20 protein-coding genes and 1 rRNA gene are annotated in these 18505 nt (G+C 45.4%); 2 read left to right on the plus strand and 19 right to left on the minus strand.

Annotation, left to right across the window (positions count from 1 at the left end; translation table 11 throughout):
• The 16 genes from C400_RS0103000 to C400_RS0103075 all read right to left on the minus strand — a co-directional run.
• Positions 1–428: ribosomal RNA gene (locus tag C400_RS0103000) — 16S ribosomal RNA — on the minus strand; the annotation flags it as partial.
• A gap of 498 nt (positions 429–926) precedes the next feature.
• Positions 927–1862, minus strand: coding sequence for a nucleotidyltransferase-like protein (locus tag C400_RS0103005; RefSeq protein ID WP_017425935.1), 936 nt, complete (start codon positions 1860–1862; stop codon positions 927–929).
• Positions 1863–1918: 56 nt separating this feature from the next.
• Positions 1919–3637, minus strand: coding sequence for a glycosyl hydrolase family 18 protein (locus C400_RS0103010; RefSeq protein ID WP_017425936.1), 1719 nt, complete (start codon positions 3635–3637; stop codon positions 1919–1921).
• A gap of 187 nt (positions 3638–3824) precedes the next feature.
• Positions 3825–4256 (minus strand): peroxide-responsive transcriptional repressor PerR, encoded by a 432-nt coding sequence (gene perR, locus C400_RS0103015; protein WP_017425937.1) that lies wholly within the window; start codon positions 4254–4256, stop codon positions 3825–3827.
• Between the two features lie 108 nt (positions 4257–4364).
• A complete protein-coding gene (locus tag C400_RS0103020) occupies positions 4365–5768 on the minus strand; it encodes a DUF4097 family beta strand repeat-containing protein (protein ID WP_017425938.1) in 1404 nt (467 codons plus the stop codon).
• Positions 5769–5775: 7 nt separating this feature from the next.
• A complete protein-coding gene (locus tag C400_RS0103025; protein ID WP_026065352.1) occupies positions 5776–6420 on the minus strand; it encodes a hypothetical protein in 645 nt (214 codons plus the stop codon).
• An 83-nt stretch (positions 6421–6503) separates the two neighbouring features.
• A complete protein-coding gene (locus C400_RS0103030) occupies positions 6504–7217 on the minus strand; it encodes an MgtC/SapB family protein (RefSeq protein WP_016820257.1) in 714 nt (237 codons plus the stop codon).
• 59 nt (positions 7218–7276) lie between these two features.
• Positions 7277–7738, minus strand: a complete 462-nt coding sequence (locus tag C400_RS0103035) for a GNAT family N-acetyltransferase (protein WP_017425940.1) — start codon at positions 7736–7738, stop codon at positions 7277–7279.
• A gap of 134 nt (positions 7739–7872) precedes the next feature.
• Positions 7873–9318 (minus strand): Asp-tRNA(Asn)/Glu-tRNA(Gln) amidotransferase subunit GatB, encoded by a 1446-nt coding sequence (gatB, locus tag C400_RS0103040; RefSeq protein ID WP_016820259.1) that lies wholly within the window; start codon positions 9316–9318, stop codon positions 7873–7875.
• 26 nt (positions 9319–9344) lie between these two features.
• A complete protein-coding gene (gene gatA, locus C400_RS0103045; RefSeq protein ID WP_017425941.1) occupies positions 9345–10802 on the minus strand; it encodes an Asp-tRNA(Asn)/Glu-tRNA(Gln) amidotransferase subunit GatA in 1458 nt (485 codons plus the stop codon).
• A gap of 27 nt (positions 10803–10829) precedes the next feature.
• Positions 10830–11117 carry an Asp-tRNA(Asn)/Glu-tRNA(Gln) amidotransferase subunit GatC gene (gatC, locus tag C400_RS0103050; protein WP_016820261.1) on the minus strand — a complete coding sequence of 96 codons (288 nt, stop codon included), beginning with the start codon at positions 11115–11117 and terminating at the stop codon, positions 10830–10832.
• 294 nt (positions 11118–11411) lie between these two features.
• Positions 11412–11798, minus strand: coding sequence for a hypothetical protein (locus C400_RS0103055; RefSeq protein WP_016324719.1), 387 nt, complete (start codon positions 11796–11798; stop codon positions 11412–11414).
• 81 nt (positions 11799–11879) lie between these two features.
• Positions 11880–12089 carry a hypothetical protein gene (locus C400_RS0103060; RefSeq protein ID WP_016820262.1) on the minus strand — a complete coding sequence of 70 codons (210 nt, stop codon included), beginning with the start codon at positions 12087–12089 and terminating at the stop codon, positions 11880–11882.
• A 244-nt stretch (positions 12090–12333) separates the two neighbouring features.
• Positions 12334–12963 (minus strand): MBL fold metallo-hydrolase, encoded by a 630-nt coding sequence (locus C400_RS0103065; RefSeq protein ID WP_016820263.1) that lies wholly within the window; start codon positions 12961–12963, stop codon positions 12334–12336.
• Positions 12964–12966: 3 nt separating this feature from the next.
• On the minus strand, positions 12967–13536 hold the full coding sequence (locus C400_RS0103070; protein WP_017425942.1) for a thioredoxin family protein: 570 nt from the start codon (positions 13534–13536) through the stop codon (positions 12967–12969).
• Between the two features lies 1 nt (position 13537).
• Entirely contained in the window at positions 13538–14152 is a 615-nt protein-coding gene (locus C400_RS0103075; RefSeq protein WP_013373027.1) for a DedA family protein, read from the minus strand.
• A 145-nt stretch (positions 14153–14297) separates the two neighbouring features.
• On the opposite strand from C400_RS0103075, the gene C400_RS0103080 reads away from it, so the two are divergent.
• The gene (locus C400_RS0103080) at positions 14298–14621 is read left to right on the plus strand and encodes a hypothetical protein (RefSeq protein ID WP_017425943.1); all 324 of its coding nucleotides are present in this window, start codon (positions 14298–14300) and stop codon (positions 14619–14621) included.
• A gap of 80 nt (positions 14622–14701) precedes the next feature.
• Here C400_RS0103080 and C400_RS0103085 read toward each other — a convergent pair whose 3' ends face one another.
• A complete protein-coding gene (locus tag C400_RS0103085; protein ID WP_017425944.1) occupies positions 14702–15916 on the minus strand; it encodes a class I SAM-dependent methyltransferase in 1215 nt (404 codons plus the stop codon).
• The gene (locus tag C400_RS0103090) at positions 15903–16559 is read right to left on the minus strand and encodes a DUF6483 family protein (RefSeq protein WP_016820268.1); all 657 of its coding nucleotides are present in this window, start codon (positions 16557–16559) and stop codon (positions 15903–15905) included. The genes C400_RS0103085 and C400_RS0103090 overlap by 14 nt, the downstream gene beginning before the upstream one ends.
• A 396-nt stretch (positions 16560–16955) precedes the next feature.
• Between C400_RS0103090 and C400_RS0103095 the strand changes: the two genes are divergently transcribed.
• Positions 16956–17522, plus strand: a complete 567-nt coding sequence (locus tag C400_RS0103095; RefSeq protein WP_016820269.1) for a pyridoxamine 5'-phosphate oxidase family protein — start codon at positions 16956–16958, stop codon at positions 17520–17522.
• Between the two features lie 100 nt (positions 17523–17622).
• On the opposite strand, the gene C400_RS0103100 is transcribed toward C400_RS0103095, so the two are convergent.
• Positions 17623–18417 (minus strand): alpha/beta fold hydrolase, encoded by a 795-nt coding sequence (locus C400_RS0103100; RefSeq protein WP_017425945.1) that lies wholly within the window; start codon positions 18415–18417, stop codon positions 17623–17625.
• Positions 18418–18505: the final 88 nt, after the last annotated feature.

Raw genomic sequence — 18505 nt, forward strand, 5'->3', positions numbered from 1 at the left:
AACCTTCATCACTCACGCGGCGTTGCTCCGTCAGGCTTTCGCCCATTGCGGAAGATTCCCTACTGCTGCCTCCCGTAGGAGTCTGGGCCGTGTCTCAGTCCCAGTGTGGCCGATCACCCTCTCAGGTCGCTACGCATCGTCGCCTTGGTAGGCCTTTACCCCACCAACTAGCTAATGCGCCGCAGGCCCATCCACAAGTGACAGATTGCTCCGCCTTTCCTCCTTCCCCCATGCAGGAAAAGGATGCATCGGGTATTAGCTACCGTTTCCGGTAGTTATCCCTGTCTTGTGGGCAGGTTGCCTACGTGTTACTCACCCGTCCGCCGCTAGGTTAATTAGAAGCAAGCTTCTAACTAACCCCGCTCGACTTGCATGTATTAGGCACGCCGCCAGCGTTCGTCCTGAGCCAGGATCAAACTCTCCATTAAAGACCAACCGAAGCTGGTTATAGAAAGAGCGATTAGCTCATTTTGAAACTGACGAGATAAAATATCTCTTTTTCGCTTCCATTTCATACAGCCAGATGGCATGTACCAAAATTTCAGCATTGGATTTTATAAATAAAATCCGTACTCACTCGTTGTTCAGTTTTCAAAGATCAAACTTTATTTTCTCTCACTTTGTTTCACCACCGCGTCTCAGCGGCGACTTAAATAATGTAACATATAACCTCATTTTTCGTCAAGCATTTTTTTTAAAAGTTTATTTCCTTGCTTGATGCAACACCCTTTATCCTGCTTTAGACAGTTCTAAATTATTCGTGTTGCTTAATGGGGCGAGTTATAACTTAGCACATATTTTACATACTCGTCAAGCTAAAATAATCATTTATATTTTTTAATCTCCTTTAAATTCTAATCACATAAGAAAAAAGGAAGAAAAGATCATTTATCGACCTTTCTTCCTGATAAAATAACCTCCACTCATCAAAGAAGGGAGTAGCGCAGTTCACGATTTTGTCCGCGATCCCTAAATTCCCCGACGGCTGATTCTCTAATAAGTGAACGATAAACCAGTTTACGGAGCACGACGGTAAGATCTAATTGTAGATTCTTGAGCTCAGGATGATTCATAAGTTCATCTATAGACCAAGGTTCCCGTCTGCTACCTAATATACGGAATAGCGGAGAGGAGCACTCCTCCATTTTTGACATGACTGAAAATTCACAAGCAAGTAGTACCAGTTCAACCCGTTGCTCCAGAGTCTCCGTACTTAATGTGAGCTCGTTATACAGCTTCTCAATTGTTCGATCCAGCGGCTGCATCTGAACCCATAAGTGAACCTTTGGATAAATCCCACGTTCAATGAGTTCAATAGAAGCCCAATGATCCAGTGCCTTCAGAACACTTTGATAAGCGTCAATGATCCGCCCTTCTCGCACTGCTTTCTTACCCTGAACGTAATTGACCAGAAAGCGGGAGAACTCATGAAATCGCTTCTGCTCCCGCAGTGGATCGTTAAATTCAATAATTTCCTGTCTTAAAAGACGTACCCTGTCATCCCGTTCCCAGACCATACGACCTTCTAGCACATAATCTATAATGTTGGCTTGTTCACCTGCGATAATCCAACCCTTCAGACAACTAAGCGTTGTGTACAACACTTGGCATTTTAATCCATTAATAAATAAGTGTTGTATAGATCGAACTGGCTCCCGGCCTTCTCCAATAATTAGAATGAGTTCATCAAAGTCATACAACATCGAACCGTGAAAATATTCTCCCGGCTTTCTGTACGAAATAACACCTATTGAATCTTCCTGCAACAATTCATCATGCATCAGGTTTAATTTGGTTAGCTGCACTTCACCCTCCATACCTGCAAGGCGGCTATAACCGCTAAATTGGATATTTGGATACATGTGATCATTTCTACATAAATAAGAAACTTCCTTCTTCAATTGTATAATTTTTTATCTTATTTAATTATTTCTTTCAGTGTTATCCAAGCGTCTTCATCTGCAAAGCTCCGACTCCACACACCAATTCCGCCCAGGTTCAGTGATTTGGCAAGTTCTACTCTTGCCTTCAGGGATATCTGATCCTCTAGCCAAATCTTTTTGACAACACCGTCTTCGGTATATTCGACATAATTCTGACCTTCAGAAGCTCTATATTTGGGCTTCAACTTAAATTGGGCTACGATATCTGCTGCTGACTCCATACCAATTGATTTGGAGGTGACCTTAATCTTCCCTTCTTTGGGAGTCTCGGACCAAACGCGGGTATATAACGGAATACCTAAAACCACTTTTTGAGGCGGCACTTCGTCTTCCTGAATAATCCGCTGAATTGATGCTTCTGTCCATGGTAATGAGGCGACGGAACCAGCTTTTGGACTAGCCGCCCAATGCTCATCATACGCCATTACCATGAGATAATCTGTTATAGCACCCAATGCCTTTCGATCCAAGAAAACAGACCACATCTCACTTTGAGATTTAGGCGTAACATCAATGGACAGTATCAAATCATGTTCCCGGGCCATCGGTTTAAGTTCCCGCAAAAATTGGGTGACATTGGGGCCATCCTTCGTATGGACATTTTCAAAGTCAATATTAATACCATCCAGATCATTTTCTTGGGCAAGTGAGATCATCTGATCTACAATCGATTTTCGACGTTCAAAGGTAGATAGTGCCTCTGTTGTTATTTCGGGGTTAAAGCTGTTGCTCAACAAGCCCCATACCTCCATGCCCTTACGATGCGCCCAGCTGACATATGCCGGGTCCGCCTTGCTTTCTACAGTACCCTCATGATCAACGACGCTGAACCATGTAGGGCTCACCACATTTACTCCAGGCATAGGGTCAAATTTGGAAGGATCAGGCTTACGATTATAGACGGCTTCCCAAGCGAGATTCACAGGTTTACCCTGCCAATGCTTCTCCGAGATTGACAAATCGTCCTTAACCGAAGGTATCACAAGTTCTTCTCCTTCAGAGATACAGTCTGACTTCATGTATCCTGCATAACCATTGTCTAACTGCACAAAATACCAATCGCCCTGTTGAGACCAGATGCGTACTTTTGTCTGCTGTGATACATCTGCCAAAATAAAAGATAGACTAGAGGCTTCTTTGCGTAAAGCAATTCTAGCATCCTGTTGCCCATCTTTCTTTTCTACACTACCTAGCCTGACTTTCTCTCCGGCTTTCATCAGAATGACAGCCCCTGTTACAGGGTCTTCGTGGATGGATATACCATATACTTCACGTACAGCCTCAATGGGGATATACACCTCTCCACTGATTATCTGAGGGGCGGCGCTAAGTGCATATGTTTTACCATTCAGTTCGCCTTGTGTCTTTGCAACATTCATATGGAGCAAGCTTTGTCTCGTTGCCATAATGACGGTTTGGCTGTCATCCTCATAACGAATGGTAGGGTCAATTTGACCTTGTATCAATTTAAGCGGCATCAGCATGTTCTTGCCGGAGCTTTGAGTTTCATATCCGGTCAACTTGCCCTTCATAAAAATAGGTCGGACACTCCCCTGCCAATCGGGTTTCTCGTGAAGAGGATTACCATACCATACGACAGTAATTGCGCATATAATCGCTGCGAATAATAGCAGGCTTGCCGCTCCTTTGAATCGAGAACGTTTACGGCGGCGTCTGGAATGATTTCTGGCCAATATTGAACCTCCATTGTAAGAAATTTTGATTTCTGTATTTTGTAACTTTAACAGATTACCTGAGACAAAAAACAAAGTGATTTAAACAAAAAAAACGCGGTAAATCCCCACTTATGGGGAATTCCTCACGTTTCCAATCCATTACAATATATACATACCGCACTAAAAACTTTTATCCCTTGTTTCGCTACAATTGTTTGTTACTACAAGCTTTGCATACTCCGTGTAACTCCATACGATGTCCATGCACCTCGAAGCCTGTTTCTAACGCAGCATGGCGTTCCACATCTGCCAAATACGGGTAACTGAAATCTTCAATCTTTCCGCATGTTTCACAAATGATGTGATAGTGCTCCGAAATATTGGCATCATATCGACTGGCGTTATCTCCATAGGTCAACTCATGTACCATACCCGCTTCTATAAACATCTTTAAGTTATTATAAACTGTAGCCACACTCATACTTGGAAACTTGGACTCAAGCGCACGATATATTTCATCTGCAGTCGGATGCCCCATAGATTCCATTAAATAGTTTAATATGGCATGGCGCTGGGGTGTTATGCGTACACCTGTCTTCTTCAGAAGTTCCAAAGCATGCTGGACGCGTGCTGCCATATATGTCCACCGCCTTATCCCTTACTTGCAATCCTATCAATTACCACGCATCTATTTACAATTCACTTCTAAAGCTACTCACATTGTACGGTCTACTCAAGAATCTTGTCAACGCGCCGTATTGTCGCCGGATGTTCCTACAGAAGTATCGGTCGCAGGAACTTCAGGTTCATCTGGAGAACTTCCAGTTGCATCGGGTGCAGTCGATCCTCCGGATTCATCCAAGTCGGGTAACGACGGCATCAGTAACTTTTTAATGGTTAAATTGCTGTTACCCTCTACGTTAATCACATATTTGCCATCCCCGTTTTGACCTGAAATGCTTTTACTGTCTATCTTAAATGGAAAATCAGACTGAAGATTACCATAACTGCTTGAACCCTCTAACTGAAAATCTCCATTCGATGGAAGATCCAATACGATATCACCGACAGCACTGTATATTTTCCAATCTCCACCTACCTGCTCGCTATGCACTTTGATAGCGCCATTAAGCGAATTTGCATTCAGCTTGGCTGTAGAATTCAGCACATTCATGTCACCATTTTGAGTATCAACGGTAATATCCCCTTCCGAACGAGCGACCTGAATGTCACCTACCATAGTGTGGAGTGACAAGGCCCCTTCAATATCCCCTGCCTGCATATCGCCACGGTTCGTGCGTACATCCACATCTCCGGAAATCCGATGCAATCTAATCTGACCGTTCAGGGTGCCTCCTTTGACATTGCCGATAGCGTCATTAACTGTGAGATTCCCATTACCACTCTCAAGCCGGATGCTGTCGATAGCGTCTACTCCATTCAAGGTAATATTCCCGTTGGAGGTTCTAATCTGCATATTGAAGCGCCGATCCTCTGGCACGGTGATCAACATGTTCATTCGAGGCTGACGTTTACTTGATGCTCCGTATGACTGTACCTCCGGACGAATCTGGATGGTCTTGCCATCGGTAGAAGTCAGTGAAGAAGCTTGAGCAATCTTGTCCGCTTCGGCAGCAGGCGCTTGATCCACCCATAGAGTCCCGCGTACCTCAATATTGGACACCGGCCTTCTGATTAGTGTTATATCCCCATTCACTGAATCAACTACTAAATCGGATGTCTGCATAGTTACAGGTATCAGCATACCACCCATATCATACCGATTCTCTTTAGCCTGGCTAAAATCCATAGAAGCCGATGTCAGATTGAGACTAACCCGGTTCCACAGGTACATATAATGGTTTTGCTGGGTCACGATAAAAACCGAAGCAGCCACTACCAAAGCGGACAGAATCCCCTTCAAGTCAGGTCTGAAACGTCGTCCGTTGTCAGGCTTGCCCTCTTTGCGATAATACACGCCAAAAAAAATCAGATACTCCAGACCCCAAAGCACAAAGATTACAGGCCACCACACAAGGAGCTGGAGCATATATTCCGTGTTCTGAAGCACATCTACAATCAGCAAAATGCCTACAGCCATCAACAGAAGCGAAGAGGTGTAGCGGCCGACTCTTATTTTGCGGTGCACGCCTGCTTCACCCTCTTTCTTTCAACTTTTTACGTTTAAAGGATAGAAAGGCTTCCCTTAGAAAAAGGAATAAACCGATTATCATTAATATAATGGCCAGCGTCAGGAACCCATAATCTTCGAAGAAAATGCTTAACCAGCGCGGTTTCATGCGGAACAGAATCATAAGTCCACCGCCTGCCACCAATAGCACAGCAAAAGCAAAGCCTCTTTCCCACGCATAAAATGGACTACTTTGCTGACCTCTAGCATCCATTCGTGCATATTGATCTGGCTTGCGCCGATAACGAACCATGTAATCCGCTGACTGTAAGACATCATATACATTATAAAAATATAAAACGGGTATGAACAAGCCAAGCAAAATTAGTAATGGGATGTTAATCCTCAATCCATCGGAGGAAACATACAGCATCGCAAAAATATCTAGCAGGAGCAATACAATAAATGTAAGCCCCCTAATAAATAGTCCTAAAAAAAGATGTCCCATTCCAGGTATCAGTGCTGCCATGATAATGGCAATTACTTTGCGAAATTTAGCGTATTGCAGACGTTCCCGCTGTTTCTGTCCATGTGGCTGTTCAGCCTGTCCGGACTCTCCCGACGGTAACGGTTGTTCCGAGTTCATGCTATCCTCCCCTTTGAATTCCATACGTAGCTCCGCTGTAAAATACTTTGATGGTTACATAGTACCCCAATCAGATTTGATAGTAACTGTAAAAAAAAGGGTTGTGATCACTCAACGGAGACGGCAGCTATATCTTCCCATTGTCGTAAATCAGCTGCAATACGCACCGGATTAAAGTCATGTCGGGCCAGCACCTCCAGGGAAACCTCCATACTCTGACGATCCGGGTGCAATTCATGAAATGGAACATTTTCATGTTCTTTAATCATGATTTTACGTATTTCCACTTTTTCCTGCTCTAAATAAGTCGAAATTTGATCGAGCAATCCGTGGGAGGACAATCCGTACAGTGTAATAAGATGAGGCTTGCGTCCACGCATATACCGAAGTTCTAATTTGTTGAACACCCATAAATTTAAAAATACGAGCACAGTTGCCGCTATAGAGGGTAAATAGAAGCCTGCTCCGACCCCAAGGCCAATGGCAGCTACGACCCAAATGGAAGCCGCCGTTGTGAGTCCAGTAATGGATTTACCTGTGAACATAATCGTACCTGCGCCCAAAAAGCCTACGCCAGTAATCACCGCCGTAGCCAAACGAGCTGGATCTATACGCACATTAGCTTCTTTAATAAAATCAGCAAAGCCGTAAATGGAGAGTAGCATAATCAGCGCCGATCCAAGACTGACCATAATGTGAGTCCGCAAACCAGCAGCATGATTGGAACGTTCTCGCTCAAAGCCAATGAATCCACCGAGAAGCATGGACAGTAATAGCCGTAAAATGATATGTGAATCATCTATAATCCACGGATTATTCATTCGAGTCTCTCCTCCCGGTTATGTCGTGCTTCCCTGTCCGGGCACGCGGTTTGTGAGTATTATTCCACGTTATGCAAATGGTAGGTGGTTAATTCCACGCCTGGGGCCACTTCTGCCGCGGAAACGGGGCGAAAACCATGTTTTCGATAAAGCGTCACCGCAGGAGTGTTTAAAGTTCCAGTGGTGACGATAAACAGGGGGACATTCCGATATTCATTCAAAACATGCTTCATTAAGGAGTCCGCAATCCCTTTGCGAAAATGATCTGGATGAACCATCATACGTGTAAGGGTAAGCGAACCAGATGACTCAGACTGCACAGCTAGTGCTCCTAGCAGTTCATCATCCTCCAGCCACCCATAAAAAGACTCCCCGCAGCTTCTCAGCGTCTCCAATGTATCCATCAGTGGAGGAATCTCATCAAATCCAATCAGTTCAGCTTCCAGTCTATAAGCGACATGCTGAAGACGCCATATCTGACTGACAATATTATCATCTTCCAATGAACATAGGGTAACCATGCTGTTTGCCCTCCTAAGGAAACTCATCATATGTCATCACGCTTCTAATACGTGTTTGATGCCCCATTCGTGTCTTTGCACCTATGCAAAAGGGGCCTGTCCCTAAAAGACAAGCCCCTGTCATAACTATGCCATTAACGGTTCAACACTTCTGTCAGCAACTTATTAGCGAGGCCAGGGTTAGCTTTGCCCTTGCTCTCCTTCATCACTTGACCGACCAAGAAGCCGATGGCCTTTTGCTTGCCAGCTTTGTAATCCTCGACCGATTGCGGGTTGGCTGCTACAACTTGTTCGACAATTGTCAGAATTGCACCTTCATCACTGATTTGCACAAGCCCTTTTTCTTCAACAATTTGCTGTGGCAGTTTATCACTTTCCAGCATTTCCTTGAAGACCGTTTTGGCAATTTTACTATTGATCGTCCCCTTCTCCAGTAGTCCGATCATTTCACCCAAGCCCCGACCTGTCAATTTAACCTGCGACAATTCTACATTGGCACTGTTCAAATAGCCGAGTAAATCCCCCATAATCCAGTTGGATACGGCTTTGGCATCCTTGGTGTACTGAAGACTATCCTCGAACAAATCAGCCAATGGCTTGGAGGACGTAATTACCTGTGCATCATACTCAGGTAATCCATATTCCGAAGTGTAACGTGCTTTACGCTGGTCGGGTAATTCAGGAATCGAAGCACGGATACGCTCTTTCCACTCCTCATCAATATGCAGTGTAACGAGATCCGGGTCTGGGAAATAACGATAGTCGTGCGCCTGCTCCTTACCACGCATGGACAGTGTTTTACCCTGTGCCTCATCCCAGCGACGTGTTTCCTGTACGATCGTTCCACCTTCGTCCAGCGTCTGTTCTTGCCGGAACTGCTCATATTCCAGTCCGCGCTGTACGCCACGGAAGGAGTTCATGTTTTTCAGTTCCGCTTTGGTTCCCAGCTCTTTTTGTCCATGCGGACGAAGACTGATATTCGCATCGCAACGAAGCGAGCCTTCCTCCATCTTCACATCGGATACGTCACAATACTGCATAATGGCACGTATTTTTTCCAGATAAGCCTTGGCTTCTTCCGGCGAAGATATATCCGGCTCCGAAACGATTTCAACCAACGGTGTGCCGACCCGGTTAAAATCAACCAAAGACGCATAGCCACCATCAACGTGGGTTAATTTCCCAGCGTCCTCTTCCAGATGCAACCGCGTAATGCCGATACGCTTGGTTTCACCGTTCACTTCAATATCAATCCAGCCATGCTCACCGATCGGTTGGTCATATTGCGAAATTTGGTAAGCCTTCGGTGAATCGGGGTAGAAATAGTTTTTGCGGTCAAATTTGCTGACATCAGCGATGGTGCAATTGAGCGCCATCGCCGCTTTCATCGCATAATCAACGGCTTGACGATTCAATACCGGCAATACCCCCGGATGTCCTAGACAGACCGGACATGTATGAGAGTTTGGCGGTGCTCCGAAGGATGTCGAGCATCCACAAAATATTTTGGACTTCGTATGCAATTCCACATGGACTTCAAGTCCAATGACCGTCTCATACTTCGATGTAGTTGTAGACATGAATAGGTTCCCTCCTTTTTGGCAAATTACAGCTGCGGACGCTGCTTGTGAAATTCAGTATTTTGTTCGAATGCATGCGCTACGCGCAGTACAGAAGACTCGTCAAAGGCTTTCCCGATAATTTGTAGTCCGACTGGCATTCCATCTGCAAAACCACAAGGAATACTGATCGCCGGCACGCCAGCCAAACTCACTGGAATCGTCAAAATATCGTTCAAATACATTGTCAATGGGTCGTCTACTTGGGAACCGATTTTGAACGCGGTAGTCGGTGCAGTAGGCCCGATAATCACATCATATTGTTCAAATATACGATCAAAATCCTGTTTGATCAGTGTGCGCACTTTTTGAGCTTTCAAATAATAAGCATCGTAGTACCCGGAGCTGAGTGCATAGGTACCGAGCATAATCCGACGCTTCACCTCAGGACCAAACCCTTGCGTACGGGACTGATGGTACAGATCGAGCAGGTTATCCGGATTGTCAGCGCGTACACCATAGCGCACGCCGTCAAAGCGGGCCAGATTGGACGATGCTTCAGATGAAGCCAGTAGGTAGTACGTTGCAACTGCATATTCCGTGTGCGGAAGAGATACCTCTTCCCATACAGCGCCCAATCCTTCCAGTGTTTTCAGTGCATCAAGCACCTTTTCCTTGACCTGTGGATCTACGCCTTCACCAAGATACTCTTTAGGCACAGCGATACGAAGTCCCTTCACATCTCCGGTTAAAGCGTTCAAATAATCAGGAATGTCTACCTTCGCAGAAGTGGAGTCCTTCTGGTCATAACCTGCAATGGCTTGCAGGACATAGGCTGAATCCTGAACATTTTTTGTAATTGGTCCGATTTGGTCTAAAGATGAAGCAAAAGCCACCAGTCCAAAACGGGATACCAGACCATAGGTTGGTTTTAAGCCAACTACGCCGCAATAAGAAGCGGGCTGGCGAATGGAGCCACCTGTATCGGAACCGAGCGTGAAATAAGCTTCACCTGCCGCAACAGCTGCAGCCGAGCCGCCACTGGAACCGCCGGGAACACGTTGTAAATCCCAAGGATTACGTGCAGGGAAAAAGCTGGAGTTCTCGTTAGAACCACCCATGGCGAATTCGTCCATGTTCATTTTACCAAGTGTCACCGTTTGCGCTGCGCGTAACTTACCGACAACTGTGGCATCGTAAACAGGATCAAAATTTTTCAAAAACTGACTGCCACATGTTGTGCGCAGCCCTTCCGTCACGATATTATCCTTAATACCGACCGGCAGACCAAACAACAACCCTCGTTCCTCTCCCGAAACCAGCTGATCATCCAGCTGACGTGCGGATGCCCGAGCCCGTTCCTCGTCGACAGTAATATAGGCCCTGATCTTCTCTTCCCGCGCATCAATTGTCTCCAGAGCGTGCCCCACTAGATCACTCACGGAAATTTCCTTTTGATGCAGCTTGTTATGTATTTCCGGCAATGTGTTATTAAACAAGCTCAATTTGCATCCTCCTTTCAAATGTGAAATCTATTCCAGAACAGCAGGAACTTTAAACTGTCCATCTTCTTCTTCAGGTGCATTACGCATCACTTGCTCATGCGTCAAACTTTCGCGAACTTCGTCGTCTCGCATGACATTGCTGACGTGCAGCACATGAGTGGTCGGTTTTACCTGCTCCGTATCCAGCTCATTCAGCTTCTCCGCATAATGGAGAATGGCGTTTAATTGCCCTGTCATGGTTTCTTCCTCAGTCTCGGTCAAATTCAATCGGGACAGCCTGGCTACGTGACGGACATCTTCCTTGGAAATGTTCATTCAAAACCCTCCTCATGTATATATAAAAATCCAATAAGCGACTGGAATCGGATTTTGCAAAATCCTGGTATCAAAAATGTTACACCGAACTTTGAAATAACGTTTTTAATTATAGGATAGAACCCTATACAATTCAATCTTTGACGCGGTACAGAAGCAGACTGTACATCAATGAGGTAAATGTTACTAAAAGAATATAAAAAAAAGCACCTCTCGGTGCTCTTTCAAGAAAACTATAGCAGCTGAAATCGTGCCCATTATATATTGTTAAAAAGAGTCGGCAACAGCCGATTCCTATATCCAAGCACGCAAATTAACTTGTTTAATAAAATCAGCCTGTGACAACAATTCTGCCGCGGTTTCTTCTTCCTCAGTCTCTACTGAATCATGACCACCGTTCATCACATGTCTGAACAGCTTCTCATTATGAGTAGCAAGGGCGTAATCTATCAGCGCTTCACGCTCAATCCGCTCAGCTTCCAGCTTGAGAATACTTTCTTCCAGCTCAATGTCCCCGGATGGTACGAAAAAATTGCGATTCACCTTCGGTACGCGAATGACATAGTCAAAAGCATTGTCCGCATTACGGTCGTAAGCAATGATATAACCATGTTCGCCCACAGGAAGATTCTGCTCAAAAGCATCCGCGACGATCATAATTCTAGCTCCTAAATGATGCATCGTTAGCCCCCCCGTTTGTCTGAACTTATCTGCTAAGTCTACTAAAAAAAAAGGTAGCTTGTCTATATCATCTATGTATCTTCATAATCGACCGTCTCCACGTCCAAATCTATGCTCATTAAGCCGTATATGCCAGTTTTGCGTAAGGGTTCCGCCCTGCCGTTTCACCTTTTTCCAAGTTATGATCTTCGGTTCGGAACCTACCACAACATCTTCAATATCTACTATTTTGGGAAGACGGAAACTACCTTCTTTCTCACGGTGTACCTCATATATATGTTTTCTTTTCATTCTTGCTCCCCCTTGTGATCTGACGGCTTCATGCCTCTTTATCCTCTTAATGGGCAAAAAAAAGAACGCAAACCGGGATTCATCCACAGCTTGCGTGCTTCGCGAGTTTAGTATGTAACTTCAATAAATTTATGTTAACAAAAATAAAAACCTTTGTCTATACATAATTTATATTTTGTTGTCGAATTGAGGCAAAACCTGTCACTTCTTTGATTTTGCCTCAATTAATTAACGTTTATCAAATTTACCGGATATACGGATTGTTGGCTTTCTCATAACCAATGGATGTTTTGGGTCCGTGACCACAATAGACCGTAACGTCATCTCCAAGCGGAAACAATTTATTCTGAATGGAATCGTACAAATCCCGTTCCCGCCCCCCCGGCAGGTCGGTACGTCCGACACCCTGACGGAATAGCACATCCCCGGAGAAAAGATCTTTGCCACACAAGAAGCTAACACTTCCGGGTGAATGCCCCGGTGTATGGAACACCTTGAACGTGTGCCCGATTAGATTTAATTGCTGACCTTCCGCCAAATCATATTCGGCAGGTCCTGTCGAGATCGGTGGAGAAGCCTCTGGCCACATCAGGGAGCCATTCAGCTTAGGAGATGTGAGCCAGTCTTGCTCCAAGGCGTGCAGATACACCGGGCATCCTTTCGCATTGCGAATCTCCTCCACTCCTCCAATATGGTCAAAATGGGCATGGGTCAGCAGGATAGCTTCAATGGTCAGGGATTCAATTGCTCTCAGCAAAGGACCCGGATTCATTCCTGGATCAATAATAACAGCGCGCTGTGGATCATCCCCTTGAAGCAAATAAGCATTCGTTTGAAGTGGACCCAGATTAAAGCTGCGAATGGATAAGGTCATAAGTTAAAATCCCGAGATCAGCTCGCGTAATTCCTGAACAATCACAGGATGAACCTCGGTTCCCTCCCCATATTTTGCAGCCATTTCTTTGCGAGCAACTGCGATTTTTTCTTGATAATCATCGGCTTCCCGATCTGGATTTTCACGTTTGAATTCGATCATAATTTGTTGGACATGTGCAGGACGTGGTCCCCAGTGACCCAGTACGTGGCCCCCAGTATCCGCAAAAATCACAATCGGCACAGCACGTCCGCCCATCGTCAGGAAGTCGTCCATCAGCGCCTGATGATTTTCCAAAATTAATACTTCAGTTGGAATACCGCTATTCTCCAGCGCGCGGAACACAACTGGCACATTGCGTACGACATCCCCACACCAGTCGGCAGCCAATATAAGCACACGCAGATCATCACGATGGTTCAGGCTTTCAAAAAACTCCCGATCCTCTTCGCTGCTCCACACAAACTGATCGTATCCGGAGCGGAAGGCTTCTTTGTTCTTTTCCATGCCCTCCATAAATTGTTCAGGACTCAAGCCCTTGCCGAAATATTGCGATACGTTAGTACGGCTCATGTTATACACTTCCTTTTTTGTTTTTGGCTACAATCCATTTGATAACAAAATAAATGATCAAGAGCGCAAGAGCAACTAGCAAAATGGGTTTGATGTAAGGTGCTGCCACTTCGTCAATTTGCTCCCACTTGTCTCCCAGCAGCATACCTAAATATATAAACAAAACAGACCAAGGTATAATCGCCAGCGTCGTCAAAATAATAAAGCGCCATACGTTCATTCGAGCCAACCCGGCAGGGATTGAGATCGCGTGACGAACAACAGGGATAAAGCGAGCTGTAAAAATGACCCCCGTGCCATATTTATTGAACCAGGCTTCAGCGTGGTCGACATGGCTTTTTTTAATGAGTATGTATTTCCCATACTTATCTAATACGGGTCTGCCACCATAGCGTCCAATCCAGTAAATGAACAGTTGGGCCAGCACCCCGCCAATCGTTCCGAACACGACTGCGCCAAAAAAATTAATATGACCTGAGGACACTAAAAAGCCGCCGTAAGCGAGGACAATTTCACTTGGAATGACCTCCACCATCAAGCCTAGCATAATACCAAAATACCCAAGACTACGAATGATCTCAAACAAATAATTAATGATACTAGATATATGGTCCATTTTTTCTTCCCACTCCCTGCCTGTTTCTCTATTTTCATTAGTGTATCACAGCGGCAGAACACGCCGCCACTTCGCTCAAATAGGGAGGTCAGTGACCCCGGCTCCTCTGCCCGCATAAGTTGTGAGAGAGAGGAGGGGGTACAATATGCCTCCCGGCAAATTCCCCAAACATGACAATTCACAATCCCGTTTGCCCACGGCTCGCGGGATCCGCCGCGCATGCTGCAAAGAGCTGTACCGAACCTGCAAACGTCTGCCTGTTCACATTGCTCCTGATCTGGTCAAGCAGGGCGAGGAGCTATATTGCCGCAAGGTCGTCGGCCACCTCATCTGGATTGCGGAAAACCATAGCAATCGCAAACTACTGTGCGACTGGTGGGACGAAGATGTCAGCGAGGAGCTCGCGGCATTGTGGAAGGTGGATCGCGATGTTTTGTGCACCGCTTTTAGAAGTGCCTATGGCGGGTAGAGGTTTGCGTACAGCAACCATGAACTGTAATCTACAAAAAAGTGGAGCCACCCCGCAGTGGCTCCACTTTCACTATATTCTTAGCTGTGTGTCTGCTTCTGCCCCGCTCCTTCTGGAAGCAAATCCGCACAAGCACGTTCCAAATAAGGATCAGCATGTATAAAATCCCGAAATGCTGTGTACTCACGCCACAGAACGGACCGTTCTCCCGCTTGGCCTTTGACAGCACGAATCAGAATATTTTTAGGTGTGTGCTCCATGTCAATAAATTCCAAGAGCTGTGTCCGATACCCCATCATATCCAGCAGCTTGGCCCGGATTCCATCCGTTGCCAGTGCAGAAAAACGCTCCTTTAAAATGCCATGGGAGAGCAAAGGCTCCAAGACCGGGTTTTCCAGTTGGCTAAACAGCTCATGCTGGCAGCACGGAACTGATAAAATGACAGACGCTCCCCAGCGGACAGCCTTTTCCAGCGCTGCATCTGTTGCTGTATCGCATGCATGCAAGGTAACGACCATATCCACCTGCTCCAGTTCATTGTAGTCTGCGATATCTCCGACCAGAAACTCCAACTGTCGATATTGCAGCTTTTGCGCCAGAACATTACAGGTTTCAATAACATCTGCCTTTAAGTCCAAACCGACAATCTGCAAAGGTCGTTTTTGCTGTACTGCCAAATAGTGATACAAGGCAAAGGTCAAATACGATTTGCCGCAGCCAAAATCCACAATCGTCAATGGGAGGCCTACCGGAAGGCTGGGCAATACATCCTGCACCATTTCGAGAAAACGGTTGATTTGACGGAATTTATCGTATTTGCGGGCCAGTACCTTACCGTCCTCATTCATAATCCCCAGCTCAATCAGGAAAGGAATACGTTCTCCTTCCTCAAGCACATATTGCTTTTTGCGATTATGAGACAGATCGGCTTTACTTTTGCTCGGTGACTTTGTCAGAATGGATACTTTATATTTTTTACTGATCAGCACCTGATAGTCTGCATCCTTGGCACATAGAAGTCCTTGGCGGAATGTGTCCTCAAACAAGGCAGTCATGCGCTCATTAGCTTCATCAGGGGTCAGATTTTCATGAATGACTTTGTTGCTGTAATGAAAGGCAAACTGGTAATGCAGTTTGTTTTTCAATTCCACAGGTTTGATTTGCACTTTAGTAAAAGAAGCATCCTCACGTTTGCGCAGCTGACTCAGCGTTGCTGTTATGAGGGAGCCTCCCGTGGTCAATTGGTATACAAGTTCGCGCAGTGAATCCAAAAGGTACATCTCACTTTCTTTCATGTAATTGGGTGATCTCGGACAAACCCTCGATGATTTCCCGGCGTGAAATTCCACCCCGCTCTAGCTCTGCATCGGTCTTATCCAGTAACTGACTGTAAAATGCCTCTGCTTCCGATCCCAGCTCTGGCTGCTCCCATGCCAATCCAAACCAGACATCGGCGGCTTGGTCCAGTCTGTTTTCCCGCTCATAATGAACAGCCAGTAGCTTGCTGGTTTCAGGAGAAAGCTCATATTCATGAACCAGTTGTACGATACACGCTATTCGTTCAGGCAGGACCTGTAGATCACGATTCGCGCCATTCAGATCGCTGTACAAATATAAATGAAGAGATTTCATTAAAATTCGTATGCCCTCGTCTATTCTGCTGGTCTCCATGTATATAACAGCTTCTTCTTCCAGAATGCGAGCCACTTGCTGAAGCTCATCCGCTTCCATCCCAGGGCCCATTCGGAAAAGCTCAATAATTTGTTCTGGCGGCAATCGTCTGAGCAAATCTGAACGAAGGCGAAACTGCTTGTTGAGTAGGTCATCTAGCTGTTTTAGCGCTTCGACGTGTTTATTTTCACGCCTCAGACCGAGCACTGATGCTACTGCTGATGTCAATTCTTCCATCATACTAAGCAAATAATCTTTTCTAAGCAAGCCGTTCCCTTCCTTTCATCCTGATGCCTAGAGAACCAGCAACCCTGTCCCTTCTGATTGTAAGACATCCTTGTCTAAAAGCCAAATGCCGCCATCATGGCGTAATCCTATTTAGTACAATTACAAATCATTTATAGCATCAATGATCCGGCACTCAGAAAATCACGTATGACACGTAACATTTGGGTAGCACAATGTTTTGTAGCCGGTCATGTGATCAACTTCAAATACAAGTATTCGAAAATTTGATATTGATTCTCCGTTAGCCTCATGTTATTTTTGTTTCATGAGAAACAAAAATAATCATTGTAATGCATTAAATCGCAAAAATAAAATATAATATTTATTTTCGTAAGAAACAAAATTGCGAACTAATTACGGGAAGGATGTTGAAGTATGGGAAAACAATTTAGTTCGATACTACCGGAATATAAGGAGTTCATACAGCGACAGCATATTTTCTTTGTAGGATCAGCACCTGTATCTGAGACGGGGCATGTGAATATTTCCCCCAAGGGATATAATTCTTTTCGTATATTGTCAGATCATAAGGTAGCCTATCTCGACTTGTCGGGAAGTGGCAACGAGACAAGCGCACACATTATAGAGAACGGACGGGTAACCATCATGTTCTGTGCATTTGAAGGCGAGCCCTGTGTATTAAGGCTCTTTGGTACTGGCACAGTCGTGTTGCCCAACACAAAGCGTTGGAATGAGCTGTATCCTCTCTTCAATCCACTGCCTGGAGCAAGACAAATCATTGTTGTAGATGTTCATATGGTGCAACATTCATGTGGTTTTGCAGTTCCCTTCATGACTTACACGAGCGAACGGGAAAAGCTGAAGGACGTAGCGATTCAGATGGGCGAAGAAGCACTTAAAAAGTATGCATACGAAAAAAATTTAGAAAGTATTGACGGTTTGCCGACAGCGTTTGCCTTGAACAAAAACAATATGACTTAGGCATTTTACACATCAACCGATATGAAGCAACAAGTCAGCAAAAAACCGGATCTCTTCTGTTACCACATCAGAAGGTTCCGGTTTTTAGACTTACCCTACTCTACTTTTTCAAGTTCTGGTCCAAAAATGACAAGATGGCATTCGCTAATAACTGTGGTGCTTCGAACAAGCTCATATGTCCAGACTGCGGTAGGGTAACCTGAGTTACTCCGGCCCGATCTGTTGTAAACGTCCGGGCTGGAGGAACCGCCTGATCCTGCTCGCCTGCTACTAAAAGAGCTGGCAATGCAGAAGCCGACAGCACATCCCGACGGTCCGGGCGCTCGCGCATAGCCAGTGATGCTCCTACGGCTCCTTGTGGAGGTGTTTTGTAGCCAATTTCTTTGACTTTGAGTAGTTGGTTTGGCATCGACTCCACATGTTCAGGAGCAAACAACCCCGGTACGAGCCCATCTACAAAGGTTGTAATTCCTTCCGTTTGAATGGTGGATACAGCCTTGTTCCGCTTTTCTTTACCTTCGTCCGTATCTGCATAAGCCGTCGAATGAATCAATCCAAAGGCCGTAAGACGCTCTGCATGTCTCTGGGCCGCGGAAAGGGCTAAGTAGCCTCCTAGGGAGTGACCAAACCATGCAGCCTGAGGAATGTCCAATTGTTCCTGAAGTTTAAGCACATCGTCTGCCATTTGATCAATCGTATAGGCTCCGAGTGGAGCATCGCTGCGTCCGTGTCCACGCAAGTCTGGAACAATACAACGATAGCTTGGGGATAGCAAGGGAACAACCTCATCCCAATAGGAGGAGCTTCCGCAAAATCCGTGCAACAGAATGATCGGATCTCCTTTTCCTTGTTCGGCATAGCAGATCGTCGTTCCTTCGCATAATACCTTTTCCATGTGGAACCCTTCCTTCTCTGTATATAATCTATTGGTTCTGAATATATTAGTGAGTAGAACATGCTGATGTATATTATTAAGCAGACCA

The organism is Paenibacillus sp. ICGEB2008, assembly GCF_000307675.1.
Classification (GTDB): domain Bacteria; phylum Bacillota; class Bacilli; order Paenibacillales; family Paenibacillaceae; genus Paenibacillus; species Paenibacillus polymyxa.

Coding starts and splice junctions, on each gene's coding strand:
- C400_RS0103005 (WP_017425935.1), bottom strand. CDS start 1,862: ATGTATCCAAATATCCAATTTAGCGGTTATAGCCGCCTTGCAGGTATG.
- perR (WP_017425937.1), bottom strand. CDS start 4,256: ATGGCAGCACGCGTCCAGCATGCTTTGGAACTTCTGAAGAAGACAGGT.
- C400_RS0103025 (WP_026065352.1), bottom strand. CDS start 6,420: ATGGAATTCAAAGGGGAGGATAGCATGAACTCGGAACAACCGTTACCG.
- C400_RS0103030 (WP_016820257.1), bottom strand. CDS start 7,217: ATGAATAATCCGTGGATTATAGATGATTCACATATCATTTTACGGCTA.
- C400_RS0103035 (WP_017425940.1), bottom strand. CDS start 7,738: ATGGTTACCCTATGTTCATTGGAAGATGATAATATTGTCAGTCAGATA.
- gatB (WP_016820259.1), bottom strand. CDS start 9,318: ATGTCTACAACTACATCGAAGTATGAGACGGTCATTGGACTTGAAGTC.
- gatC (WP_016820261.1), bottom strand. CDS start 11,117: ATGAACATTTCCAAGGAAGATGTCCGTCACGTAGCCAGGCTGTCCCGA.
- C400_RS0103055 (WP_016324719.1), bottom strand. CDS start 11,798: ATGCATCATTTAGGAGCTAGAATTATGATCGTCGCGGATGCTTTTGAG.
- C400_RS0103060 (WP_016820262.1), bottom strand. CDS start 12,089: ATGAAAAGAAAACATATATATGAGGTACACCGTGAGAAAGAAGGTAGT.
- C400_RS0103065 (WP_016820263.1), bottom strand. CDS start 12,963: ATGACCTTATCCATTCGCAGCTTTAATCTGGGTCCACTTCAAACGAAT.
- C400_RS0103070 (WP_017425942.1), bottom strand. CDS start 13,536: ATGAGCCGTACTAACGTATCGCAATATTTCGGCAAGGGCTTGAGTCCT.
- C400_RS0103075 (WP_013373027.1), bottom strand. CDS start 14,152: ATGGACCATATATCTAGTATCATTAATTATTTGTTTGAGATCATTCGT.
- C400_RS0103080 (WP_017425943.1), top strand. CDS start 14,298: ATGCCTCCCGGCAAATTCCCCAAACATGACAATTCACAATCCCGTTTG.
- C400_RS0103085 (WP_017425944.1), bottom strand. CDS start 15,916: ATGAAAGAAAGTGAGATGTACCTTTTGGATTCACTGCGCGAACTTGTA.
- C400_RS0103095 (WP_016820269.1), top strand. CDS start 16,956: ATGGGAAAACAATTTAGTTCGATACTACCGGAATATAAGGAGTTCATA.
- C400_RS0103100 (WP_017425945.1), bottom strand. CDS start 18,417: ATGGAAAAGGTATTATGCGAAGGAACGACGATCTGCTATGCCGAACAA.